The organism is Enterobacter sp. SA187 (genome assembly GCF_001888805.2).
Lineage (GTDB): Bacteria > Pseudomonadota > Gammaproteobacteria > Enterobacterales > Enterobacteriaceae > Enterobacter_D.
On sequence record NZ_CP019113.1, the window covers coordinates 3,669,961 to 3,691,406 of the forward strand.

The window sequence follows — 21,446 nt, forward strand, 5'->3', positions numbered from 1 at the left end:
GTTGACTAAACGGCATTCATTCGTGAGCCATATATCATTTCCACAGAAATATTGCTGACACTTTCAGGTGATTCGCTACGTTAGAACCGTTACACACACAGCAAACGGAGAAAATATGAACCTTGATGTACTGAATTTTCTTGTTCGGAATCGTGAAGAATTAATTCGTGATTCAGCAAATGATAATGGACTAAACGAAGATAATGTTTGGGGTGTCGCTCAAAAAGTCGTGGGTGAAAATAGCATCACCGGCTTATCTGAAAAGCAACGTTACCTGTTCGATAATGCTCTACTTCCCCTCATAGAGGATGTACCTTGCCAAGGATGGTATGACGAATTTGATGGTGACGAGGGCTCGCATTTCGACTGTCCAAGCACAATTGAAGAAGGAAGGCTCATTCACTGCTACCAAGAAGAAAGCATGCTCTGCGAAAGTTGCGAAGAAGAAGAATCTTTTCGCGCTTCAAACAAACGCAGATTCATGGAAGATGATTAATTCTCCTTCGCGTGGCAGTTATCCTGCCACGCTTTGTTATGCGCCGCGACGTCGGCTTTGGTCTGCCTGTCCATCACGGCTACGTCATGGGCAGTTACGTAAATCGGCCGCACCCAGTCGCAGGCGGTATCTACAACCTCAATCCTTACGCTGCCAGTTGTCGAGCAGCTCGCGATCAACATCATCGCCAGACATATGGTTAACAGCCTGTTCAGCATCTGCCGCCCTCTTTGTTGCTTCAACGCGGCGTTCTGCCGCTGCTGCACTGCCTGCGGCCCGCTGTTCTGCCTCACGCGCCCGGGCGTCCGCCTCGGCAGTGTCTTTGCCCTGCGATTTACTGATGCGCCAGGTGCCCACCAGCAGGAGCACCAGTGTAATTATGCCGCCGATCAACCCTTCAGCACCCATTACGGTTTCTCCGTTACAGTTGGCTGTTTCACCAGGCGGCCAATGATGCCGCATACCGCCACAACCGCAGTGATGGTGCCCATCCAGCTTGCCGGGATGTTTGCTTTCACATCATCAGGCAGTTGCGACCAGATAAGCGGGATGGCGCCAGCTACTGCCAGCGCCTGAACGCTGAACAGCCGCCACCACTTACGCCAGTTTTCGATAACCATGCTCACCTCACAGTGCGCGACGGGCGCGCTTATAACGTTCAGCACGGTCATCGAGGCCGTTCTGCCCGCCGTTGATGATCTGCGTCACCCGCACCACATCGCCCGGATACCGCATGCAACCGCTGGTGGCAAAGAACCATGCCGCTGATCGGGCTGCGTGGCGGTCTTCCGCCAGCAATTCAGGCGTGGTGACCAGATCGAGTTTCAGGGCAGCACCGCATTTTCGGTAATTTTCCAGACCGGTGATCTGGATCAGACCGCGACCGCGATATTTCCAGCCATCCTGCGGACCTTTGTTGCCGTTGCGTTTGTTGTAAGCCAGATTTGCGAGCGCGCGCTGGCGCTCCAGCGGAAGTGAAGGTTCACCGGCGCGGCGGCCAAGCATATTCGCCTGGTCCTGCGTGATACGCCCGGCGCGGATGAAATCGGCCAGACCCGCCACGCTGTAGTTGAAGCTCTCCACCAGCGCGGTAAAGCCCGTTGATTCGTGGCCTACCTGCGCAATGAACATGGCCTGCTGCACCGGTTCGGTGATGCCGAATTCACGCATCGCCGCATCGATATGCGGAAACCAGCGCGCGGCTAACCCGGCGCTGAGATTAGCCGCCCGTTGAAATTGTGTCTGGTTCATTCTGGCCTCAGTACCTGGAACAGCTGCGCCACATTACCCCGAGCCCTGAACACGGCGGCGCAGATGATTAAGTTGATGGTGACGGTCGCCCAGTGGGCGTGGAAATAGAAATCGAACAGGAAGCGGAACGGTACCGAGGCATACGCCAGGATAATCAGGTACGCCAGCCAGGACGCCCACCAGTTATGTTTGCCACCCGGCTTGCGGAACATCATCAGGCGCAGAACGATCGCGGTGCATGTCATTACGTTGGTCAGCACCAGAGGATCACTTATTACCATTGGTTCCTCCTCTCCACCTTTGCAATAACGTCAGCGGATCCTGCTCACTGAAAAAAGTGAGTGTCTTGATAGCCAGCGCGGAAAGAAGTACCGCGCCCAGCGCATCAAGCGGCTTGTCGTTGTAGCTGGTCATGCTGGCGAGCCAGGAGCCCACCAGCCCGGAACCATATACCCCGGCAAAATAGGAAACGATGAAGTATGCAGATCGGCGGAAAATCGTCAGGTCTGCTGCGGTGGCCACGTAGAAAACGGCACCAGCGAACGCGCCGAACACGACACCATAATCAGTGCCGGTCAGCAGTCCATAAATGCTGGCGCCCGTTAATGCACTCGCAGCTGCAACAGACCCGGATAAAGGTTCGGACATTTAGCCCCCTCGTCATTGCTGTTGATCCTCTCAGATGAGGGGAAATAAAAAGGCCACCTGCTGGCAGCCCAATGCACTCTGTAAAAGACGCCCGGCGGACGCCTTTAGAAGAATGTTATTTTGTTGTTTTAATCAGTGGCAGAAGCAAAACAATCACACCCGCCACCAGCACGCCGTCCGCAAGGATCGACATCAACTTGCTGGTAAAGTCGATAGCGATCACCAGGAACAGCAGCACACCAGCGGCTACCCATCGCAGCTTTGCCATTACAGGTGATTTTCCAGACGCAGGCCGAGCGCGTTGGCGATCTCTTCCAGCACCTTACGCTCTTCCGATTCTACTTCCCCGTCAGCTTCAGCAATAGCCACCGCCACGTCGAGAACGTCTTCTGCTTCACGGGGATCGTGCTTAACATCTTCAATCTCACGCAGCGCTGCCCGGCGACCAATCTTAAAGTTGGTATCCAGCTGGCCGACGATCGTTGCGCTGATAGCGTTGATTTCAGAGGTGAACGCCGCCAGTGATGGCTGGTTGCGCAGCACCTGTTCGATCTTCGCCTTTTCTGACGCTTCACACTCGCCGTCGGCGTATGCCACCAGGTAAGCAGCGTTTACCACCGCCTGGGCCAGATCCCGCTTTTCGAACTTCTTGATGTCGCTTACTGCTTTACGTGCTTTTTTACCGAAACCGAACATAGTGACTTTCCTTTTAGGGGGTGAGCCAGCGCTCAGAAATGGTCAGCCCACAGAGACGGTCACACCGACCATCACTCTGGCTCACCTCTGAAAGGCTCTGTGGTTGAATTGCGCCGAGCGTAGCGCGGGTGTGAAAAAGGCCCGCATATGCGAGCCTCTGTAGATTCTTTACCACTTCCCGGAGTGGCCACGCTCATGCCCTTGAGGTGCTGTCGCTTCATCGCCGCTAATAACCGGTGCGCGTTTGGCTGTCGCGCTGCTTTACCGGAGCTTGTTTTGATCTATGATCCTCACCCATCACTACACAGGTTCGCCATTACGCGACTCGGGGCAGCATCATGACTGCTGCTTTACCTAATAGCTGCGGTCTATCCGTTTAGATCTGCATTTTATAACCCTCCAGAAACGAAAAAACCCGCTCATGAAAGCGGGTTCGGATAACGGTAGATACTAAATGCCCATCGTTGTAAAAACCCTAACCAACTTTTCCGAATTTTGCAAGCATTGTGTTGCGAAAATTACTTAAAATGCTTCTATCGTGTGACTTTGCGCAAAAGTTTCTCGGCGAAAGCTTCTTCCTGCCAGCACTTTGTTACCAGCTTATCGATGACCTCAGCATAACCGCAGTACCACTGGTGCTTCGTCAGATCCGGTACCAGCCGTTCCACAACCACACGGGCCAGGCTGGTGGGAACACGACTGAAGCGGTGACCATTACAGCGACCGCAGATCTTCTGCACTGGCACGCCATGAAGTCTGGTGCGCTTCTCATCGAGCACGGTGCCTTTACCTTTACAGCCCCTGCAGGCAGTGCTGACCTCTCCTTTCCCGTTACAGTGTTCGCACAGTTCCTCTACCACTTCTTGTTTTACCTTCGCTTCAACGCCTCTCACACCGGGATGCTTTACGACGTCCTGAAGGGAGCGGCGAACACCCTCCCCGCCACAGTGTTCACACACAGCTTTGCTGGCAGCAGATCGGGAATAATCAGCGTACGCGAACCGGACCAGACAGCCGACAATTTCATGCCGTGCTTTATCGCTAAGCTTATTCAGCACAGGGTTTCTCAGCGCCAGCGCGTAATTAAACAGCCCTTCTATAGCAGGCTGTGGATCCTGGATCCCCATTTTGGCTAAAAAGAGATTAAATCCGAGTGAAGCCTGAGCCTGAACAAAGCCCTGGGCTGCCATTACATCGGTGATCGTCAGCGCATCCCCGCCGGTGGCTGGCGTCACGTCGTTCAGCTTCGGTGATTTCGGGGAATAAAATTTAGGTAATGATTCGAGGTTCATCGCGGTCTCCACTCCGTTTACGCCAGTACGCCGATCGCCAGCGCGCGGTCTAATGTCTTCAGCAGCAGCTCGGGCTGCGTGCCATATTTTTCTTCAAACGCCTTCATGTCAGCGTGCAACTCGTCGTGATGCGCTCTGCACAGCGGGATCACGAACAGGTCATGCGCTTTGGTGCCCATTCCGCCCTGGCCGTAGCCAATGATGTGATGCGGATCGTCAGCAGGACTGCTACAGCAGACGCACGGCTGCGCCTTTATCCACCTGGTGTATTTCTCGTTCTCCCAGCGCTTACGTTTCGGGCGTCGCATAAAGGACTCCGGCGATTCCGGATCGATGCGCAGCGCCAGCACCTGCTTCGCCTTTTCCTCAATGATGCTGGTGGCCGCCGGCGCCGGTATCAGCTCGCTTTCGCGATATACCGACGGAATGGTTGCCACCGGCAGGCGCAACGCGTGGCGCGCCAGCTCTTCGGGAATAACGTCAGCCAGATCGTTACGCACCAGCCACCAGCACAGCTCCGGGATCGTCAGCTGGTGAGTATCATCAAAGCCCAGCGCCATTCGTACGAACTCAATGAGCCACTGCGCCAGGTTCGTCCGGGCGATGCCCGCCAGGCGCTCGGTGGACTGGCCGCGCAGTGTGTTATCGCAGTGCCAGCAGACGCGGATCACGCCGGGCGCATGATGAAATGCCGTCACGTTTTCCATGTGATAGGTACCGTGCGGATACTGACATTCACCGCCGCGCATCAGCCAGTTTTCCAGGCCTGACATGCCGCCAGCGCGCGCGATCACCTTCTCGTTTTCAAACACCGGTACCAGCAACGGATCTTCTGCCAGCGGCTGCGCGGCGGGCGGGATTTGCCCGGACGGTAACCCGGCCAGACGTTCCGGTTCGTTCTCCAGCAACATGCGCCCGCGACTGAAATGCGCCAGCAAGTCTGCTCCAGGACGGAACATCACCACACCCAGATCCCGGACAACGACCGGTTTGAGAAGTGCCCTCATGCCGCTTTTCCTTTCGCCAGATGTTCCGCCCACAGGCCGCCGATCCACTTGATGCCTTTGGCGGTAAAGCGCGCCTGGCTGAATGCGTGGTTGGTAGTTGACGAAGTGCCGGTCTTAACTTCGAACCGACCGAGATCGATATGCTGATGATGAGGTGTCAGCGTGCCCGCCAGCCGGTACATGATGTTTTTATCGATGAGGAACAGGCGGAACTCTGGCTCTTTGGCGCCAAGCAGTTTGGCCACCTGACGAAACGACATGGATCCGCGTGCGGTACAGTACCGGTCGACGAACTCCACCTTCGGCGCCGCAGAGGCCAGCTCCGCCGTCAGCTTCTGCTTTTGCTCTGCCAGATCAGCAGCGAGGCGAAGCGCATCAGGCAGAGATTGTGGCACATGGATTTGCTGCGTCTGTTCGAGCTCCTGCCAGCGGTCAACCAGCCGCGCGGTAAATTCTGGAGACAGCTGCGCCACAACGACGTAGCTGTCACGCTTGTTCACCAGGTAGACGGAGACCGTCTGATTGAGGTGATTTTTAACATCCGCCAGTGGCGGAAGTTGAATAATGCTTCGCTCAGCCAGGCGTTCGATTGAGCGCTTCACATCGTCATGGCGTGACTCCACCAGATCGGCAATTTCGCGGCTGGACATTGTCAGCGCGCTAGTTACGTTGATTAACTCGTTCATGCTCTTCTCCACTTATTCGGCGACTGCACTCGCCACGGTTTCAAATTTGCTGATCGTGATTTCTACCCTTCCCTTCTTTATCACTGGCCCCCACTCCACCAGCATACGTTTTACCTGGCTATCGTCCTCCCAGACACCAGCGTGCGTCAGCGCGTCGAACAGCGCTTTGTTGTAGTTGTCGATGTCCCGGCGTCGGGCGTCAGGCGGGTACAGAATGATTTCAACCGCAGCGGCTTCCACCGACGGCTTAGGTAAGCGGCGCAACTGCTCGATGATCGCTGCACAGGCATCGCTCTGATATTTGCGCCCGGCGGCGCTGATGAGATGGCGCCCGGCCAGCGGCCCCTTATTCGGGGCGCGCCAGTAGGTGTTTACGCTTGGAGGAAATGGCAGCGTCAGTTTCATATGGACACCCCGCGCATTTCGAGAAAGGTGATCGCTTCTTCCCGTGCATGCTGATCGCCAGCCACAAGCGAGCGCAGCAGTGATATAGCCTCATCCTCTGTGCTTTGGCTGTTTATTGAGATGCCCCGGCTTACGCCCGGCACCAGGGTGATCGCACCTTTGCGCTGAAGCGCACGTAGCAGTTCGGTCGCCGCGTTCGGAGACGCCGCGCCCATCAGGTCGGCAACTTCTTTTTGCGTTGGTGGGATACCGTGCTCTTTCTGGAAAGCCACGATCAGGGATAAAACTTCTTGTTGGCGGGCGGTCAGATTTTTCATGCTGCATCCTCCTTCAGGGAGGCTTTGCTGCTGAAATCCTTCAGCGTGACCCGAATAGTGCGAATATTGCAGCGCGCCGCGGGATCCATTTCTTTGATGACATCCAGAAATGTCGGGATCGCCATGCCATATTCTTTCATCGCTTCCATACCTGCGATATTCAGCCGTTCCTGCATATCGACTTTTCCCTGGTCATTCTCGGGGTAATTTAGATCCAGCCATTCGCTGACAGCCAGCTGCAAACTTTTCTCAGCGATCAGAACTTCCGCCACAGCAATGTCACCTGCGCTTACCATGACAACGGTCGGCTCGGAAACATTGTCGGAAGCCCATACGTGAGCAAATTTTGACTCTTTGAAGGTGTACTCTTCCTTGTCGCCGAACACCGCCCGGACACAGGCCCATGCTTTGATACCGCTCTTCGCAAGAATATCTGCATAACTCAGCGGCAGGATTTCTTCAGAACTGGTTACCGGTGATGGCAGCGCAACTTCATCGGCCTCATCCAGCGCTGATACGCTTTCGGCAGCCTCATCGCTTGCGACAGGAATCACTTCCGGAATATTTTGTTGCTGCATCTGGGCTAACAGGCGCAGCGCTTCGCGGCGGATCTGCGCAATAAATGCATCACCGCGGGCTTCCAGATCCTTGCGGTCGATGTAGCTGATCGCCGGGCCGCGCCAGTTTTTGTCGAATACAGCAATCGCCCCGGCGAAAAACGCTCCTGACGGAACCTGTTTTTCATCTTTCGGAATGAACCACTTCGGCAGATCAAAACCGATTCGCCCGCGGATAAACGATATGTGATCGGCATCTTCCGGCCACCACACTTCGCTGGTGGCTGCCTTGATGAGAAATACATACCGACCGCCTTTATCGCGCATCGCGCTGGCGTGCTGCATGATGTACCGCATCCCGGTGATGTATTCGCCGTCATGCTGAGATGCACGACTGTAAGGCGGGTTGCCATAGGCCGCGCCATGGAGTTCTTCGAGCCGGGCTGACCAGTCCTGCGCCAGAGCATTGTCTTCGGCAGTATAGAAATCAGGGCACTTTGAGTTTTCACCGTCGGTAAACAGATCGAGCACCAGCGGGCCGAACATGGCGTTGATACCCCAGAAGATGTTGTCTGGTGTGCACCACTGATCGCCAACATATTTGAGTTCATGCGTGGGCTGGCTGCGCAGTTCGGCAAGCGCCTGGCAATATTTGTTATGCATCATCAGTTCACCACCTGAAAGCCCTGAGGCCGTTGTGAGTAATCGGTACCGGAATAGCTCGACTTAAACATCGGATCTTCTTTTGCCGCGGCGGAAGGAGGGATTAACCAGTCGTCATCATAGTGGCCGTCAGGGCCGAAAAATGTTTTAGCCTGTTTGACAAACTCGGTACCGATCTTGCCTGTTTGGCTGACAAATTTGGCATAGCGTTTAACGCCTTCCAGCATGACGAGAGGTGCTACCCCTTCCCGAACGCGGGCATCCCAGGCTTTCAGCGCAGCACTTTTCGAGTTACCACCTGCCCGCTTCGGATATAACGCCCAGGCCTGATCAAATAAGTTTTCATTGACTGGTTCATTGACTGGTTCAGATAAGTGACTGATTCCGGGTGCAGCTCCTGCACCACTAACCGGTGCAGCAGGTTCACCACCTGGTGCAGCAGGTTCACCACCTGGTGCAGGAGATTCACCACCTGGCGCAGCCTGTGCACCAGAGGGTGCAGCATTTGCACCAGTACGCAGATTGAGTTTGTAAACGTTTGTGCGGTTAAGCCCGTTTGAGGACTTACGTTCTTCAACCGAAACCAGACCATCCTCGACCAGCTGCTTGATATGGTTTTGCACAGACCGCTCTGAAATCTCACACTGCTCGGCGATATAAGGAACGGAAGGCCAGCATTCGCCCTGGTCGCTGGCATTATCGGCAAGTTTGATCAGCACAAGCTTGCGCAGTGGATTTCCCACTTTAGCTTTCATGGCTCTGACCATTAATTCCATGCTCATCTGGACCTACCTTAATTTCCCTGAAATCACGCATAAAGATTTGGAGCGGGCTGAAGCATTCGTGTGGGTAGCCAGAACGCAGATAGATAACCCGGTGCGACTCTGGTTCCCAGCGGATGACACGGACGGGTATGCCCCGGCGGTCTTTAAACCACCTTTCGAGTTCGCGCATAACGCTTTCGCCCTCCGGTAATACACACCCACGATTGCCTGCGCGCGGCTGTGGTTACACGCCACCCAGCGGTTTGATATTCTGCGTTCATACCGAAACAGCGGCTGTCCCGGCACCGGGATCATCCGCAGTTGCGGTAAGCGGTTATTTACCGTTAAACTGTTCATGCGTTAGTTTCTCCACGTTACGACACGCCACGACGCCAGGGGCTGCACACTCGCTGGCGTCACTCTTTTCTGGCGCACAAAAAACGCGATAAAGCAGCGTTAAATGCTCCTGCCACTTAGCCATTACCTGATAGCTGTTCTCTTCGATTTGAGCGCGTTCTGCCTGGTCAATAACTCCGTCGGCTGTAGCCTGTCGAACGAAGCGCGAGTGCTCACTGATCCATTCAAAGGTTTCCATGAGACGCTGATTGATGTCGGCGTTATCCACGTCTTCGATGTCCACCAGCGGAACATTAACGCTGTTGGACTGGCGTGATACCGCATCGGCAATGTGCTTGGTGCCGCTGGCCTGCTGCAGTACCATCGCCCAGCCCATTGGAAAGATCTGATCGCCCCCGGTGCGCAGGCGGTTAAACAGCGCATCTTCGGTAACGCCAAGCCATTCAGCCGCTTCGGCGTAACCACCCGGCAAACTGGAAATGGTCTTTTTAATTGCGGTCACCAACCACGCGGGCTGCTTTTCGACTTGCCAGTGTTGTTTATCCACGGTTAACTCCTTGATGCTGTGGTGTCTTTTTTCCACGTTCACAGTTACTGTTTCGGGTAGATGTCAGGCCGCAAATCTGATTTGGTTATTGCGCCGGACGTGATTTCTTCGAGCTTTTTGGCGAGGGAGAAGCCTGCCTTTTTGTAGCCGTTGAAAACCAAGCGCAGGTAACCGCGAGTCGATTTAACGCTTACAGCTAATTCGCACTGCTGCTCTTTGGATAAAGAGTCCCAATACTCTTTCATAATATGTACCTCCTGTGTACATATTACACGAATAATATGAACCCACAAGGTACTTGTACCCTTAAGGTACACAATGTTTAATTCTGGGATGAAAACGATTCAGGAAATTAGGCGGTTAAACGCCAGAAAACTGCGTGACGGTGTCGGCGGGAACACTTACTTCGCCACCATGATCGACAGAGAACCTACCCAGACCAGCAGGTTTATGGGGGATGGAGCGTCTAAAAATATCGGCGATGCGATGGCGCGCCATATTGAAAAATGTTTCAATTTGCCTTTAGGATGGTTGGATCAGGAACACCAAACTACTAACGTTGCAAAAAGTCCTGACGTATCAGACACTAATAGAAATATTACATTAGTTCCGGTTATTTCCTGGGTGCAGGCAGGAGCATGGACGGAAGCTGGCTTTGCTGAGGTGGACTTGAGTAGCGTTGAAACTTATCCGTGCCCTGTGCCGTGCGGCCCCATGACATATATCTTGCGTGTGATTGGCGACTCCATGATCGATGAGTATCGACCTGGAGACATGATTTTTGTTGACCCAGAGATCCCGGCAAGTCATGGCGATGATGTCATAGCGCTTATGCACGATTCCGGAGAAACTACCTTCAAGAGATTGATTGAAGATGGTTGCAGTAAATACCTGAAGGCATTGAATCAAAGCTGGCCAGAGCCTTACATAAAGATAGATGGCAACTGCTCCATAATCGGAACGGTGATCTTCTCAGGCAAGCCACGACGATACCTCCATAAAAATTAATTTTAACTTGTGCCCGCGTTAAGCGGGTTTTTTTATGCTTGACAATGTACCCATGCGGTACATAATGTACCTACAAGCAACAGCGATAGGCAGGACACCCACGAAGTAGCTGCCGGTGGCGTATGAATGACCGGATGATTCGCACACAACAGGAAAGAGCATTGGTTGGAACGCACATAGAAGCTTCGTTGTCCGGGCCAGTGGCTGGGGAAGAATCCAGTACAAACCGACCGGCGGCCAGATCGGTGCCAGGTTACGCAATGCTCTTTCCGTTGTGACGTGTTCAAGCGAACTGCAGCGCCGGCCGACGCAAAGACCCGTAATCGGCTGAGTCACAGGCACTGGTGACCAATACCAAAACAGAGCGGCGGGAAGTAAGCGGGTGTAGCGCCCCGGTGTCACAACCAAAATTCCAATAAAACGAACGTGTGTAGTCTGTTGGCGGCGTCTGATCTTATTTTCCCGTGAGGGCGCCGCACTTTTTTACCCAACACACAAGAGCATCACCGGGCGACGGGCTCATAACCCAATCCACCCGGGCGGATCCCCCAACCGCAGGTGCTCTTCTGTGTTGTGTGGAGAAACTAAGCCGTAGCGCCTGTGCAGTGGCGCTCAGAGGACAACCTAATGAATAACCCGTTCTTCAAAAACCTGCTGGCTTATCGCCTCAGCCGCGATGTGATCATCGTCGACAACAACGGCACGGCGAAGCTGGCGCAGCAGCTTGAGGCGTTCCGCTTCACTCCCTGCGGTAGCCAGGACTTCGCTAAGGCTGGCTGGGTGTCGCCGATGGGCGCGCTGTCGGATCAGCTGTTCCACCTCACTGGCGGCCAACTTCTGTTGGTAATCCGTCGCGAAGAAAAAATATTGCCGAAGCCAGTGATCACCGAGGAGCTGGACAAAAAGGTAGCGAAGCTGGAAGGCCAGCAGAACCGCAAGCTGAAGAAGACCGAAAAAGACTCGCTGCGCGATGAAGTGCTCCACTCCTTGCTACCGCGCGCCTTTACTCGCAGCAGCATGATCCGCATCTGGATAAACCTCAACGACTCCCTGGTGCTGATCGACTCTGCCAGTGCTCGACGTGCAGAAGACGCGCTGGCGCTGCTGCGTAAAACTCTCGGCTCTTTGCCGGTGGTGCCGCTGACGATGGAGACACCGATAGAGCTGACTATGACCGAATGGGTGCGCTCAGGATCAGCGCCTCAGGGATTTGCTCTGGGAGATGAAGCCGAGCTCAAAGCGATCCTGGAAGATGGCGGCATCGGCCGCTTCAAAAAGCAGGAGCTTTCCAGTGACGAGATCACCTCCCACTTGGACGCTGGCAAGCTGGTCACCAGACTGGCGCTGGACTGGCAGCAGCGCGTCGATTTTGTGCTGAGCGATGACGCGGCAATTAAGCGGCTCAGGTTCGCCGATGAGCTGCGCGACCAGAACGACGATATTGATCGGGAAGATGCCGCTGCGCGCTTTGACGCTGACTTTGTCCTGATGACCGGCGAGCTGGCTTCCCTTCTCAATAACCTGACTACGGCGCTCGGCGGCGAAGCCAAACGATAACCCCTAAGCAGTGACCTACCCCATCGCAATGGGTTGGGTTGCTGCAACCAAAATTCGGCGCGGTGCAGCGCGAAATAACACGGAGAACTAACGATGTCCTTTATTCAAACCCTGAGCGGTAAGCATTTTGATTACCTGAACGCGCAAACAGACGATGTTGATATTGAGGACATCGCCACTGCCCTGTCCAATATTTGCCGCTTCGCCGGTCACCTGCCGGAGTTTTACAGCGTGGCGCAGCACTCCGTTCTGTGCAGCCAGATCGTGCCGCAGGAATACGCCTTTGAAGCGCTGATGCATGACGCCGCTGAAGCCTACTGCCAGGACATCCCCGCGCCGCTGAAAAGGCTGCTGCCGGATTACCGCCGGATCGAAACGCTCGTTGATGACCTGATCCGCTCTAAGTTCGGGTTGCCCCTGCATCAGTCCGACATGGTGAAATATGCCGATTTGGTCATGCTGGCAACCGAGCGTCGCGATCTGGAAATCGACAACGGTACGCACTGGCCGATTCTCGAAGGCATACCGGCATCCGACCTCATCCAGATCAATCCACTCCGCCCGGGTCAGGCTTATGGCCTGTTCCTGAACCGCTTCAATGAACTGAGCGAGGCGCGCCAATGAAAGAGCAAATGGCAAAAATGACCATCATTGAGCTGGTCAGAACGGCGCATAACTACGCCACCAGCATTAAGCAGACTGGTGTTTATTCCGATTTAGTGGGTGAAATAGCTTCCCGGCTTGAAGCGCTTAATTTGGCGTATATCGGATTAACGAAAAAAAGTAATGGAATGCAATCAGAGCGCGATCAGCTGTCAGCACAGCTTGCGGATGTGGTGGCTGAGAATGCGGAGCTGAAGGCTGCAATTCAGTCGCACAGTGAATCCGTCCACTTCTGCGAGTTATGCGGAAAAGACGACCCTTGCAGCACAGATGACATTTGCTATGTGCTCAAAGAAACTCCCGCCACGGATCGCTTCCTGGCCGAGCAGCAGTCAATCGGCATTCAGAAAGCGGCGGACAGTGGCTTGTTCAGCAACTGGGTTAATCAATCACTCATCAGCTTTGCGATTACTGTTCGTAATGGTGACGACTTCGCCGCCCAGCTGCGCAACGAGGTGAAGGTATGAGGCCAGATGAAGATTTAGACCGTTGTCCACGCTGTAAAGAAGACATGTGGGTAGGTCAAAAGCTTTGCCGGATATGCCAGAGCGAAGAAGACCTGGAGGATGCTGCATGCGGCGACGGCAACCCCTTTGATGACGATTATTACGTCGAGGTGAAGCATGACTGACATCACCGAACTGACGGCGAAGCTGAAAGCGGCGGCGCTGAAAGCAACGGCGCTCAATCTTGACACTGCACAAGTTAAGAGGGGCAACGGTGGGTATTTAGAATGCCCATGCTGCGAAGGCGCTGGCTACGTCGAAGAAGAAAATGACTTCTGCAACATCGACGGCGTGGCACTTGGCGTCCAATTCTACGGAATAGGCCCGCATCACGGCCTGGCAGAAGAATACTTACGTGAAGCCAACCCCACCAACATCCTGGCGCTGACAGAGGCGCTGGAAGCCGCACAATCTCGCATAGCTGAGTTTAAGGCACGTGCGGAAGCCGCAGAGAAGCGCTACGAAAACCGCACGCCGACAGAGTGGGCTTACGGCCAGGCATGCGCGGCCATTGAGAATCATCGTGCTCGCGCTGATGCAGCGGAAGCCAGAATCTCCGAGCTTGAGGCCAGAACGCTCACCGTGAAGCTGCCACGCCGTCGCACATATGAAGACTATGCGGATGCCAGGTTCAGCAATGCGGATTTAGCGGCAATCCACAACGTCACGGTTTCTTCGATGATCCGAATATTTGAAGAAAATTGCGCCGCCGCGGGCATCAGCCTGAAGATAGAGGGGGAGTGAGTATGTCCAGTGTTATCAAAATGGAGTGCGTGTACTCCGAAAAGACCGAGTGGTTTACTCCTGGAGAAATTTACGACTCTGAAAAGCGCGGCCCGGATACCTGCTTATGCGGTGACAATCTTGTTTCTGACCTTAATCCTGAAGACTGGTACGAAATGAGCTTACGCGCTGACGGATTATGGTTCCTGACCGGATTTCAGCAGTCAACGCTGTTTCGTGCAATTGAGGACTAACCCATGACACTGACCAGAGAAAGACTGGAAGAAATCCGCGATTACGACACTTGCGTAACGCTGGAGGAGTCAGCAGAAATGGCCCGCCGCCTGCTTGCGGTCGAAGGTCAGGAGCCGGTGGCGTATTTGTACCGCGATAAGCTTCACGCTGATGCGAGATTTAGCCTGGAGCCAAGATTTGGTAACTGGTCACCAGAAGACATCAACGAGTACGAAATTACGGAAACTAAGCTCTACGCCTCCCCGCAGCCAGCACCAGTAGCGCAGCCGGAATTGACAGTGTGGTATGGCGCTATGCCGGAGAGCAACGGCAAAACCAACTGGACGGCAATTCTGCGTCGTAAAGATGGTGGGTGCAGAGTGTTCACAATTGACTGCTCGGAATACCCTGACCGCGTGCGCTATGAAGCAGATAGAATGCGCTGGATGATTGGTGAATTGCCAGAAGAACCAGACATTCTGGCTTATGACGAGCATCTGCACAGTGGCTATGTGCCACCAGTAGCGCAGCCAGTGCAGGTGCCTGAGCCTATTAAACGTAACGATGCGGACGGATGGTGGATGTACAAAGGGCGTCGAGTCGGTGGCGGCTGTGCTGAGTGGTACAATCGGGCGCTTGGAGACTGGCGCGCCGCCATGCTCAAAGCCGAACCTGTAAGCCAGCCTTACAAGTTGCCTGAAGGTTGGAAGCTTGTGCCTGTTGAGCCGACAGCGGAAATGATTTCTTCCGGTATAGCGGCCCACTACGAACGCAGCCAAATTCAAATCCACGACAGGCCGGCGCCGGGGCCAATGGAGTGCGCTTATGTTGCCATGCTCGCCGCCGCCCCACAGGAGCCAACCAAATGAACCACTTAATGATTGACCTCGAAACCATGGGCAACAAGCCCACCGCTCCTATCATCTCGATCGGCGCCGTGCTGTTTGAACCCTCTACCGGCGAGCTGGGGCCGGAATTTTATGCCGTCGTGGATCTGGAGAGCTCTCTGGTGGGCGATGCAGTGGCCGACCCCAGCACCATTCTATGGTGGATGAAGCAAAGCGCGGAAGCGCGGGCGGCGATCACCAGCGATAACCGCATGCATATCACTAATGCGCTGGGCGGTCTGAGAAGGCTGATTGATGAAAACTGCATTCTTAGAGACCTACAGGTCTGGGGTAACGGGGCGACATTCGACAACGTGATCACCCGGGCCTCATTCGAACGTCATGGTTTCCACTGCCCCTGGCAGTTTTGGAACGACCGCGACGTGAGGACGATTGTCGAGCTGGGTCGCGCTGTCGGCTTTAACCCACGCTACGAGATCCCCTTTGAGGGTGATATGCATAACGCGCTGGCGGATGCCCGGCACCAGGCGAAGTATGTTTCGGCAATATGGCAGCGGTTAATTCCTGCCACCAGCGAATAAGGTTAAACACCCGGGTGCAGCCGGGCAAAGTGGAGGTAACTATGCAAGAAGTGATTCAGTTAGCGCCTAACGAGTGGGTTTGCGAAAGTGTTCTTATCACGGTGACCGGGCTGAAGCCGGGGACCATCCTCCGGGCCAGAAAAGAATGCTGGATGGTTGGACGGGAATATATTCACGTTTCCCCGGATGGCAATCCGAAACCATCCAGTGAGTGTATGTATAACCGCAAGGCAGTAGATGCGTGGGTTGCCTCGCTCAGAAATAAACAACCTGGGTGATTTGATACCATGAAAAAGGTAAGCTCACATCGCTCTTGGGCGTCGGGAGGGAACGATGGTTAAAGCCATATATCCGACAGGCGTCGAAAACCACGGTGGCTCTTTGCGCATCTGGTTTACTTATAAAGGTAAGCGTGTCAGGGAAAACCTCGGTGTCCCTGACACCATAAAGAACAGGAAGATCGCCGGGGAACTGAGGACATCGGTATGTTTCGCAATCCGCACAGGGACGTTCGACTATGCGGCACAGTTTCCCGAATCACCTCACCTCAAGACTTTTGGGGTAGGCAGGAAAGAAATTACAGTGAAAGAACTCGCAGAAAAGTGGCTGGATCTGAAAAAGATGGAGATTTCTGCGAACGCCCTCAATCGCTATGAGTCGGTCGTAAGAAATATGGTGCCACGGATCGGAGGGGGCAGACTGGTAGCCGCGGTGACCAAAGAGGATCTACTGTACATCAGGAAGGATTTGCTTACCGGCCATCTGGCAGGACTGAAAAGCGATTCACTGACCAAAGGCAGAAGTGTTGTTACCGTAAATTATTACATGACAACAATCGCGGGAATGTTCCAGTTTGCTGCAGATCATGGCTACATAAAGTCGAATCCGTTTGAAGGTATTAAGCCGCTGAAAAAAGCCAGGGTAGAACCCGATCCGCTAACTCGTGACGAATTTATCCGCCTGATTGAAGCATGCCGGCATCAGCAGACGAAAAACCTGTGGTCATTAGCAGTGTACACAGGGGTGCGTCACGGGGAACTGCTCTCCCTGGCCTGGGAAGACATCGATCTTAAAGCTGGGACAATAACAATCCGCCGTAATTATACGAAACTGGGTGAATTCACTCTACCGAAAACTGATGCCAGTACGAACAGAGTGATCCACCTGATAGAGCCAGCTGTTAGCGTACTGAAAAACCAGGCTGAAATGACAAGGCTGGGCAAGCAGCATCAGATTGATGTTCAGTTGCGCGAATATGGCCGTGCGGAGAAGCACGACTGTACGTTTGTCTTTAATCCGCAGTTGGTCAGGCGCAGCGATCAGGTAGGTTTTGTGTATAAGGTCGATTCGATAGGTGACTCCTGGGACGCGGCGGTTAAGCGAGCAGGAATAAGGCACAGGAAGGCTTATCAGTCACGCCACACTTACGCGTGCTGGTCATTATCGGCTGGCGCAAACCCCAGCTTCATTGCCAGTCAGATGGGTCATGCAAGCGCCCAGATGGTGTTCAATGTGTACGGGGCCTGGATGGCTGACAGCAGCACAGAGCAGATAGCGATGCTCAACCAAAAGCTTGGCGACTTTGCCCCATCAATGCCCCATCGCCCACAAGGCAGTAGTGGAGCATTTTTAAAATCAGTAAGTTAGTTAGTGTTGCCCGCCATGTCAACTGCGTGGAGGGTAACACCACCCTCTACGCCCTGCCGAAAGCGGAGATCGTCACCCGCTGGCGCGAGCAGACTCATGATGATTTTCGCTTCTGCTTTAAATTTCCGGCCACCATTTCCCACCAGGCGGCGCTGCGCAACTGCGACGATTTAACCCAGGAATTCTTCACCCGCCTGTCCCCTCTTGCCGATCGTATGGGGCAGTTCTGGCTGCAGCTTCCGGCGACTTTTGGCCCGCAGGCATTACCTGCCCTGTGGGAATTTCTGGATGGCCTGCCGAAAACCTTTACCTATGGCGTGGAAGTGCGGCATGGGGAATTTTTCGTCAAAGGCGAAGCAGAAACGCAGCTTAACCGTGGCCTGCATATGCGTGGCGTTAACCGGGTGATTTTAGACAGCCGACCGGTGCACAGCGCGATCCCGAGTAACCAGGCGATTATTGACGCCCAGCGTAAAAAGCCAAAGCTGCCGGTGCACGCGGTAGTCACCGCGCAGGATCCCATGGTGCGCTTTATCGGCAGCGACGACATGGCGCAAAACCGCGCGCTGTTCGACGTCTGGCTGCAAAAGCTGCCGCTGTGGGAGCAAAGCAGCACGCCCTGGCTGTTTTTACACACGCCGGATATTGCCCAGGCCCCGGAACTGGTGGATACCCTCTGGTCGTCTCTGCGCACGGCCATACCGTCCGTCGGCGCCGCGCCCTCAATTCCACAACAATCCTCTCTTTTCTGAAGCAGTCGCGCTATCATAGAGGTGTGCCATCTTTGTACCTTTAACGGAGTTGTTATGGTTAGCGCGCTGTATGCCGTGCTGAGCGTTTTGCTGTTGATGAAGTTTTCCATGGATGTTGTACGGTTACGCATGCAGTACCGCGTCTCTTTGGGTGACGGCGGTTTTAGCGAACTGCAAACGGCGATCCGTATTCATGGCAATGCGGTGGAGTACCTCCCCGCCGCCCTGATCCTGCTGCTGTTTATGGAAATGAACGGCGCAGAAACCTGGATGGTACATTTTTGCGGCCTGCTGCTGGTTATCGGGCGGCTGATGCATTACTACGGGTTGCACCACCATCTGCTTTTCTGGCGTCGTTCTGCCATGAGCGCCACCTGGTGCGCGCTGATCCTGCTGGTGCTGGCTAACCTGTGGTATATGCCCTGGGAGTTGGTTTTCTCCCTGCATTAGCGCACAATACGCCACTTTTGTTTTCTCGGATTTTTACGTTATGCCTCACCGCGACACGCTTTTTTCTGCGCCAATCGCCAGCCTGGGCGACTGGACATTTGATGAACGGGTAGCCGAAGTCTTCCCGGATATGATCCAGCGCTCCGTTCCGGGCTACTCGAATATCATCTCCATGATCGGCATGCTGGCCGGGCGTTTCGTCACGCCGGATACCCAGGTCTACGATCTGGGCTGTTCTCTGGGCGCGGCCACCTTGTCTGTCCGCCGTAATATCGCCCATGAGGGCTGCAAAATCATTGCCGTGGATAATTCACCGGCGATGATCGAACGCTGCCGCCGCCATATCGAAGCCTTCAAAGCGCCAACGCCGGTAGAGGTTGTGGAAGGCGACATCCGCGCGGTGCGTATCGAAAACGCCTCAATGGTGGTGCTGAATTTCACCCTGCAATTCCTTGAACCTGCTGAGCGCCAGGCTTTGCTGGACAACATTTATCAGGGCCTCGTCCCGGGCGGCGCGCTTGTGCTGTCGGAAAAGTTCAGCTTTGAAGATGCCCAGGTCGGCGAGCTGCTGTTCAATATGCATCACGACTTCAAGCGTGCTAATGGCTACAGCGAGCTGGAAATCAGCCAGAAGCGCAGCATGCTGGAAAACGTCATGCTGACGGACTCGGTGGAGACGCACAAAGCCCGCCTGCGCAAAGCCGGTTTTGAACACAGCGAGCTCTGGTTCCAGTGCTTTAACTTTGGTTCACTGGTGGCGCTGAAAGCCGGGGATGCGCAATGATCGACTTCGGCAATTTTTATCAGCTTATCGCCAAAAATCACCTCTCCCACTGGCTGGAAACCCTGCCCGCGCAGATCGCCAGCTGGCAGCGCGACGCCCTGCACGGCCAGTTCAAGCAGTGGAATAACGCCGTTGAGTTTCTGCCGGAGATGACTCCTTACCGGCTGGATCTGCTGCACAGCGTCACCGCCGAAAGCGAGACGCCGTTAAGCGACGGGCAAATCAGACGCATCGAAACGCTGCTGCGCAATCTGATGCCGTGGCGCAAAGGGCCGTTTTCTCTCTACGGCGTGGATATCAATACCGAATGGCGCTCCGACTGGAAATGGGATCGCGTACTGCCCCATCTGTCGGATCTGACCGGACGCACCATTCTGGACGTCGGTTGCGGCAGCGGTTATCACCTGTGGCGCATGATCGGCGCGGGGGCGCACCTGGCGGTGGGTATCGATCCGATGCAGCTCTTTTTATGCCAGTTCGAAGCGGTGCGTAAACTGCTGGGCAACGATCAGCGCGCGCATTTGCTGCCGCTGGGCATTGAGCAGCTACCGGCGCTGAACGCCTTTGACACCGTATTCTCGATGGGCGTGCTCTATCACCGCCGCTCGCCGCTGGAGCATCTGTGGCAGCTGAAAGATCAGTTGGTGAAAGAGGGCGAGCTGGTACTGGAAACCCTGGTCATCGAAGGGGATGAAAATGCCGTGCTGGTGCCGGGGGATCGTTATGCGCAGATGCGTAATGTTTACTTTATCCCGTCGGCGCTGGCGCTGAAAAACTGGCTGGAAAAATGCGGCTTTGTGGATGTGCGTATCGCCGACGTCAGCGTGACCTCCATTGAGGAGCAGCGCCGCACCGACTGGATGATCACCGAATCCCTGGCGGAATTCCTCGATCCGCTTGATGTCAGCAAAACGGTGGAAGGTTACCCTGCCCCGCAGCGTGCGGTGTTGATTGCCCGCAAACCGTGATCTTGCGGCGGACGCCCGCCCGGCGGCGCAGGCTTGCCGGGCCTACACGTTAACTTTACATCTTTTTCCAAACGGGTTCGGTTTGCAACAAGGCGGCGACGCAGCAAATCCCCGGGAGCTTACATAAGTAAGTGACCGGGGTGCACGAGGAAAGCCAACGCAGTGGCAGGCCGAAACAGGCTGGAAAAAGACAAAAAAAGGCCCCTGTTGAAATTGCAGGGGCCTGGTACAAGCAAGCATCACATTGGGCGACATGATGCGCGGTAAAAAGGGTTAACGAAGGCGATGACGGGCGATCATCGCTTTCATCTCAGAAACCGCGTCGCCATCAACGCCATAACGGGAATACTCATCCGCGCTGGCATCCGAAGACATCGACAATCCTGAATGACGATAACGCATTGGTGACGGCGTCCATCTTCCCGCTGAACTGTGAACCTCCGCGATACCCGCGTCGAGAAACAGTTCAAGGTTGGAAGGGCGAACACCAGCACCGGCCATAATGATTGGAACACGGGAGTGTGCTTTTAGTTCCGTAATAAATGAAAGTCCTTGCTCCGCCGACGCCTGCTGACCCGACGTAAGGACGCGCGCCACGCCTGAATCCGCCAGCTTTTCAAAAGCTTCGATGGGGTTCTGGCACATATCAAATGCACGATGAAAAGTTACCGCCATCTCTCCGGCAGCAGCCATTATTTGCCGCATCCGCGGCAAATCGACGTTGCCGTCCTCATCCAGCACCCCGGTGACCACGCCCGGATAGCCCAGCGATTTGATAAAACGGATGTCTTCCAGCATGGCGCTGAATTCCGCCTCGCTGTAGCAAAAATCCCCGCCGCGCGGACGCACAATCGGATGCACCGGAATAGTCACGCTTTCCCGCACGCGTTTTAACACGCCGTACGAGACGGTCAGCCCGCCCTCTTTCGGCGCAGCGCACAGTTCAATACGATCCGCGCCGTGCCGTTCGGCAACGATCGCGCACGCCTCGCTGTAACAACAGATTTCCAGTAATGCCACGGTTTTCTCCTTAAACGCT

33 protein-coding genes are annotated in these 21,446 nt (G+C 54.7%); 15 read left to right on the forward strand and 18 right to left on the reverse strand.

What is annotated here, in order from left to right; translation table 11 throughout:
• The first annotated feature begins 115 nt into the window (after positions 1-115).
• Positions 116-496 carry a hypothetical protein gene (locus BMF08_RS17590; RefSeq protein ID WP_072568825.1) on the forward strand — a complete coding sequence of 127 codons (381 nt, stop codon included), beginning with the start codon at positions 116-118 and terminating at the stop codon, positions 494-496.
• A 138-nt stretch (positions 497-634) separates the two neighbouring features.
• Here BMF08_RS17590 and BMF08_RS17600 read toward each other — a convergent pair whose 3' ends face one another.
• The 17 genes from BMF08_RS17600 to BMF08_RS17675 all read right to left on the reverse strand — a co-directional run bounded on the left by BMF08_RS17600 (position 635) and on the right by BMF08_RS17675 (position 9,931).
• Positions 635-904 carry a hypothetical protein gene (locus BMF08_RS17600; RefSeq protein ID WP_072568827.1) on the reverse strand — a complete coding sequence of 90 codons (270 nt, stop codon included), beginning with the start codon at positions 902-904 and terminating at the stop codon, positions 635-637.
• Complete coding sequence (locus tag BMF08_RS17605; protein WP_029591900.1) at positions 904-1,116, reverse strand: DUF7940 domain-containing protein; 213 nt, start codon at positions 1,114-1,116, stop codon at positions 904-906. Before BMF08_RS17605 ends, BMF08_RS17600 begins: the two co-directional genes overlap by 1 nt.
• Positions 1,117-1,123: 7 nt before the next feature.
• Entirely contained in the window at positions 1,124-1,747 is a 624-nt protein-coding gene (locus BMF08_RS17610; RefSeq protein WP_072568829.1) for a glycoside hydrolase family 19 protein, read from the reverse strand.
• A complete protein-coding gene (locus tag BMF08_RS17615; protein ID WP_072568830.1) occupies positions 1,744-2,028 on the reverse strand; it encodes a phage holin family protein in 285 nt (94 codons plus the stop codon). Before BMF08_RS17615 ends, BMF08_RS17610 begins: the two co-directional genes overlap by 4 nt.
• The gene (locus BMF08_RS17620) at positions 2,015-2,395 is read right to left on the reverse strand and encodes a phage holin family protein (RefSeq protein ID WP_072568831.1); all 381 of its coding nucleotides are present in this window, start codon (positions 2,393-2,395) and stop codon (positions 2,015-2,017) included. Before BMF08_RS17620 ends, BMF08_RS17615 begins: the two co-directional genes overlap by 14 nt.
• Positions 2,396-2,510: 115 nt before the next feature.
• Positions 2,511-2,663, reverse strand: a complete 153-nt coding sequence (locus BMF08_RS21200) for a DUF3927 family protein (protein ID WP_110783174.1) — start codon at positions 2,661-2,663, stop codon at positions 2,511-2,513.
• Complete coding sequence (locus tag BMF08_RS17625) at positions 2,663-3,091, reverse strand: tellurite resistance TerB family protein (RefSeq protein ID WP_072568832.1); 429 nt, start codon at positions 3,089-3,091, stop codon at positions 2,663-2,665. The genes BMF08_RS21200 and BMF08_RS17625 overlap by 1 nt, the downstream gene beginning before the upstream one ends.
• 533 nt (positions 3,092-3,624) lie before the next feature.
• Entirely contained in the window at positions 3,625-4,383 is a 759-nt protein-coding gene (locus BMF08_RS17630) for an antitermination protein (protein WP_072568833.1), read from the reverse strand.
• A gap of 17 nt (positions 4,384-4,400) precedes the next feature.
• Complete coding sequence (locus BMF08_RS17635; protein WP_072568834.1) at positions 4,401-5,390, reverse strand: DUF968 domain-containing protein; 990 nt, start codon at positions 5,388-5,390, stop codon at positions 4,401-4,403.
• Positions 5,387-6,076 (reverse strand): phage antirepressor KilAC domain-containing protein, encoded by a 690-nt coding sequence (locus BMF08_RS17640; RefSeq protein ID WP_072568835.1) that lies wholly within the window; start codon positions 6,074-6,076, stop codon positions 5,387-5,389. Before BMF08_RS17640 ends, BMF08_RS17635 begins: the two co-directional genes overlap by 4 nt.
• Positions 6,077-6,088: 12 nt before the next feature.
• Positions 6,089-6,481, reverse strand: a complete 393-nt coding sequence (locus BMF08_RS17645; protein WP_072568836.1) for a RusA family crossover junction endodeoxyribonuclease — start codon at positions 6,479-6,481, stop codon at positions 6,089-6,091.
• Positions 6,478-6,798 carry a LexA family transcriptional regulator gene (locus tag BMF08_RS17650; RefSeq protein ID WP_072568837.1) on the reverse strand — a complete coding sequence of 107 codons (321 nt, stop codon included), beginning with the start codon at positions 6,796-6,798 and terminating at the stop codon, positions 6,478-6,480. The genes BMF08_RS17645 and BMF08_RS17650 overlap by 4 nt, the downstream gene beginning before the upstream one ends.
• The gene (locus BMF08_RS17655) at positions 6,795-8,018 is read right to left on the reverse strand and encodes a phage N-6-adenine-methyltransferase (RefSeq protein WP_072569467.1); all 1,224 of its coding nucleotides are present in this window, start codon (positions 8,016-8,018) and stop codon (positions 6,795-6,797) included. Before BMF08_RS17655 ends, BMF08_RS17650 begins: the two co-directional genes overlap by 4 nt.
• 2 nt (positions 8,019-8,020) lie before the next feature.
• Complete coding sequence (locus tag BMF08_RS17660) at positions 8,021-8,800, reverse strand: helix-turn-helix domain-containing protein (protein WP_072568838.1); 780 nt, start codon at positions 8,798-8,800, stop codon at positions 8,021-8,023.
• On the reverse strand, positions 8,763-8,972 hold the full coding sequence (locus BMF08_RS17665; protein ID WP_072568839.1) for a DUF4222 domain-containing protein: 210 nt from the start codon (positions 8,970-8,972) through the stop codon (positions 8,763-8,765). The genes BMF08_RS17660 and BMF08_RS17665 overlap by 38 nt, the downstream gene beginning before the upstream one ends.
• A 144-nt stretch (positions 8,973-9,116) precedes the next feature.
• Positions 9,117-9,686 (reverse strand): YmfL family putative regulatory protein, encoded by a 570-nt coding sequence (locus BMF08_RS17670; protein WP_072569469.1) that lies wholly within the window; start codon positions 9,684-9,686, stop codon positions 9,117-9,119.
• 44 nt (positions 9,687-9,730) lie between these two features.
• Positions 9,731-9,931 carry a YdaS family helix-turn-helix protein gene (locus BMF08_RS17675; protein ID WP_072568840.1) on the reverse strand — a complete coding sequence of 67 codons (201 nt, stop codon included), beginning with the start codon at positions 9,929-9,931 and terminating at the stop codon, positions 9,731-9,733.
• Positions 9,932-10,019: 88 nt separating this feature from the next.
• Between BMF08_RS17675 and BMF08_RS17680 the strand changes: the two genes are divergently transcribed.
• From BMF08_RS17680 to cmoB, 14 genes are all read left to right on the forward strand, one after another.
• Positions 10,020-10,694, forward strand: a complete 675-nt coding sequence (locus BMF08_RS17680) for a LexA family protein (RefSeq protein WP_072569468.1) — start codon at positions 10,020-10,022, stop codon at positions 10,692-10,694.
• A 627-nt stretch (positions 10,695-11,321) separates the two neighbouring features.
• Complete coding sequence (gene rdgC, locus BMF08_RS17685; protein WP_072568841.1) at positions 11,322-12,251, forward strand: recombination-associated protein RdgC; 930 nt, start codon at positions 11,322-11,324, stop codon at positions 12,249-12,251.
• Between the two features lie 93 nt (positions 12,252-12,344).
• Positions 12,345-12,875 carry a hypothetical protein gene (locus tag BMF08_RS17690; protein ID WP_072568842.1) on the forward strand — a complete coding sequence of 177 codons (531 nt, stop codon included), beginning with the start codon at positions 12,345-12,347 and terminating at the stop codon, positions 12,873-12,875.
• Entirely contained in the window at positions 12,872-13,381 is a 510-nt protein-coding gene (locus BMF08_RS17695) for a hypothetical protein (protein ID WP_072568843.1), read from the forward strand. The genes BMF08_RS17690 and BMF08_RS17695 overlap by 4 nt, the downstream gene beginning before the upstream one ends.
• 156 nt (positions 13,382-13,537) lie before the next feature.
• Positions 13,538-14,164 carry a hypothetical protein gene (locus BMF08_RS17700; protein WP_072568844.1) on the forward strand — a complete coding sequence of 209 codons (627 nt, stop codon included), beginning with the start codon at positions 13,538-13,540 and terminating at the stop codon, positions 14,162-14,164.
• A gap of 2 nt (positions 14,165-14,166) precedes the next feature.
• On the forward strand, positions 14,167-14,397 hold the full coding sequence (locus BMF08_RS17705; RefSeq protein WP_072568845.1) for a hypothetical protein: 231 nt from the start codon (positions 14,167-14,169) through the stop codon (positions 14,395-14,397).
• Between the two features lie 3 nt (positions 14,398-14,400).
• Complete coding sequence (locus BMF08_RS17710) at positions 14,401-15,246, forward strand: hypothetical protein (RefSeq protein ID WP_072568846.1); 846 nt, start codon at positions 14,401-14,403, stop codon at positions 15,244-15,246.
• Positions 15,243-15,806 (forward strand): 3'-5' exonuclease, encoded by a 564-nt coding sequence (locus tag BMF08_RS17715; RefSeq protein ID WP_072568847.1) that lies wholly within the window; start codon positions 15,243-15,245, stop codon positions 15,804-15,806. The genes BMF08_RS17710 and BMF08_RS17715 overlap by 4 nt, the downstream gene beginning before the upstream one ends.
• Positions 15,807-15,847: 41 nt before the next feature.
• Entirely contained in the window at positions 15,848-16,084 is a 237-nt protein-coding gene (locus tag BMF08_RS17720) for an excisionase family protein (protein ID WP_072568848.1), read from the forward strand.
• Positions 16,085-16,139: 55 nt separating this feature from the next.
• Complete coding sequence (locus BMF08_RS17725) at positions 16,140-17,453, forward strand: tyrosine-type recombinase/integrase (protein ID WP_072568849.1); 1,314 nt, start codon at positions 16,140-16,142, stop codon at positions 17,451-17,453.
• Positions 17,432-18,205 carry a DUF72 domain-containing protein gene (locus BMF08_RS17730; protein ID WP_072568850.1) on the forward strand — a complete coding sequence of 258 codons (774 nt, stop codon included), beginning with the start codon at positions 17,432-17,434 and terminating at the stop codon, positions 18,203-18,205. The genes BMF08_RS17725 and BMF08_RS17730 overlap by 22 nt, the downstream gene beginning before the upstream one ends.
• A 54-nt stretch (positions 18,206-18,259) precedes the next feature.
• A complete protein-coding gene (locus BMF08_RS17735; RefSeq protein ID WP_072568851.1) occupies positions 18,260-18,655 on the forward strand; it encodes an MAPEG family protein in 396 nt (131 codons plus the stop codon).
• A 40-nt stretch (positions 18,656-18,695) separates the two neighbouring features.
• Positions 18,696-19,439 (forward strand): carboxy-S-adenosyl-L-methionine synthase CmoA, encoded by a 744-nt coding sequence (cmoA, locus tag BMF08_RS17740; protein WP_072568852.1) that lies wholly within the window; start codon positions 18,696-18,698, stop codon positions 19,437-19,439.
• Positions 19,436-20,407: a tRNA 5-methoxyuridine(34)/uridine 5-oxyacetic acid(34) synthase CmoB gene (gene cmoB, locus BMF08_RS17745; RefSeq protein WP_072568853.1), complete on the forward strand. Its 972-nt coding sequence runs from the start codon at positions 19,436-19,438 to the stop codon at positions 20,405-20,407. Before cmoA ends, cmoB begins: the two co-directional genes overlap by 4 nt.
• A gap of 273 nt (positions 20,408-20,680) precedes the next feature.
• On the opposite strand, the gene cutC is transcribed toward cmoB, so the two are convergent.
• On the reverse strand, positions 20,681-21,427 hold the full coding sequence (gene cutC / locus BMF08_RS17750) for a copper homeostasis protein CutC (protein ID WP_072568854.1): 747 nt from the start codon (positions 21,425-21,427) through the stop codon (positions 20,681-20,683).
• Positions 21,428-21,446: the final 19 nt, after the last annotated feature.

Coding starts and splice junctions, on each gene's coding strand:
- BMF08_RS17590 (WP_072568825.1), top strand. CDS start 116: ATGAACCTTGATGTACTGAATTTTCTTGTTCGGAATCGTGAAGAATTA.
- BMF08_RS17600 (WP_072568827.1), bottom strand. CDS start 904: ATGGGTGCTGAAGGGTTGATCGGCGGCATAATTACACTGGTGCTCCTG.
- BMF08_RS17605 (WP_029591900.1), bottom strand. CDS start 1,116: ATGGTTATCGAAAACTGGCGTAAGTGGTGGCGGCTGTTCAGCGTTCAG.
- BMF08_RS17610 (WP_072568829.1), bottom strand. CDS start 1,747: ATGAACCAGACACAATTTCAACGGGCGGCTAATCTCAGCGCCGGGTTA.
- BMF08_RS17615 (WP_072568830.1), bottom strand. CDS start 2,028: ATGGTAATAAGTGATCCTCTGGTGCTGACCAACGTAATGACATGCACC.
- BMF08_RS17620 (WP_072568831.1), bottom strand. CDS start 2,395: ATGTCCGAACCTTTATCCGGGTCTGTTGCAGCTGCGAGTGCATTAACG.
- BMF08_RS21200 (WP_110783174.1), bottom strand. CDS start 2,663: ATGGCAAAGCTGCGATGGGTAGCCGCTGGTGTGCTGCTGTTCCTGGTG.
- BMF08_RS17625 (WP_072568832.1), bottom strand. CDS start 3,091: ATGTTCGGTTTCGGTAAAAAAGCACGTAAAGCAGTAAGCGACATCAAG.
- BMF08_RS17630 (WP_072568833.1), bottom strand. CDS start 4,383: ATGAACCTCGAATCATTACCTAAATTTTATTCCCCGAAATCACCGAAG.
- BMF08_RS17635 (WP_072568834.1), bottom strand. CDS start 5,390: ATGAGGGCACTTCTCAAACCGGTCGTTGTCCGGGATCTGGGTGTGGTG.
- BMF08_RS17640 (WP_072568835.1), bottom strand. CDS start 6,076: ATGAACGAGTTAATCAACGTAACTAGCGCGCTGACAATGTCCAGCCGC.
- BMF08_RS17645 (WP_072568836.1), bottom strand. CDS start 6,481: ATGAAACTGACGCTGCCATTTCCTCCAAGCGTAAACACCTACTGGCGC.
- BMF08_RS17650 (WP_072568837.1), bottom strand. CDS start 6,798: ATGAAAAATCTGACCGCCCGCCAACAAGAAGTTTTATCCCTGATCGTG.
- BMF08_RS17655 (WP_072569467.1), bottom strand. CDS start 8,018: ATGCATAACAAATATTGCCAGGCGCTTGCCGAACTGCGCAGCCAGCCC.
- BMF08_RS17660 (WP_072568838.1), bottom strand. CDS start 8,800: ATGAGCATGGAATTAATGGTCAGAGCCATGAAAGCTAAAGTGGGAAAT.
- BMF08_RS17665 (WP_072568839.1), bottom strand. CDS start 8,972: ATGCGCGAACTCGAAAGGTGGTTTAAAGACCGCCGGGGCATACCCGTC.
- BMF08_RS17675 (WP_072568840.1), bottom strand. CDS start 9,931: ATGAAAGAGTATTGGGACTCTTTATCCAAAGAGCAGCAGTGCGAATTA.
- BMF08_RS17680 (WP_072569468.1), top strand. CDS start 10,020: ATGAAAACGATTCAGGAAATTAGGCGGTTAAACGCCAGAAAACTGCGT.
- rdgC (WP_072568841.1), top strand. CDS start 11,322: ATGAATAACCCGTTCTTCAAAAACCTGCTGGCTTATCGCCTCAGCCGC.
- BMF08_RS17690 (WP_072568842.1), top strand. CDS start 12,345: ATGTCCTTTATTCAAACCCTGAGCGGTAAGCATTTTGATTACCTGAAC.
- BMF08_RS17695 (WP_072568843.1), top strand. CDS start 12,872: ATGAAAGAGCAAATGGCAAAAATGACCATCATTGAGCTGGTCAGAACG.
- BMF08_RS17700 (WP_072568844.1), top strand. CDS start 13,538: ATGACTGACATCACCGAACTGACGGCGAAGCTGAAAGCGGCGGCGCTG.
- BMF08_RS17705 (WP_072568845.1), top strand. CDS start 14,167: ATGTCCAGTGTTATCAAAATGGAGTGCGTGTACTCCGAAAAGACCGAG.
- BMF08_RS17710 (WP_072568846.1), top strand. CDS start 14,401: ATGACACTGACCAGAGAAAGACTGGAAGAAATCCGCGATTACGACACT.
- BMF08_RS17715 (WP_072568847.1), top strand. CDS start 15,243: ATGAACCACTTAATGATTGACCTCGAAACCATGGGCAACAAGCCCACC.
- BMF08_RS17720 (WP_072568848.1), top strand. CDS start 15,848: ATGCAAGAAGTGATTCAGTTAGCGCCTAACGAGTGGGTTTGCGAAAGT.
- BMF08_RS17725 (WP_072568849.1), top strand. CDS start 16,140: ATGGTTAAAGCCATATATCCGACAGGCGTCGAAAACCACGGTGGCTCT.
- BMF08_RS17735 (WP_072568851.1), top strand. CDS start 18,260: ATGGTTAGCGCGCTGTATGCCGTGCTGAGCGTTTTGCTGTTGATGAAG.
- cmoA (WP_072568852.1), top strand. CDS start 18,696: ATGCCTCACCGCGACACGCTTTTTTCTGCGCCAATCGCCAGCCTGGGC.
- cmoB (WP_072568853.1), top strand. CDS start 19,436: ATGATCGACTTCGGCAATTTTTATCAGCTTATCGCCAAAAATCACCTC.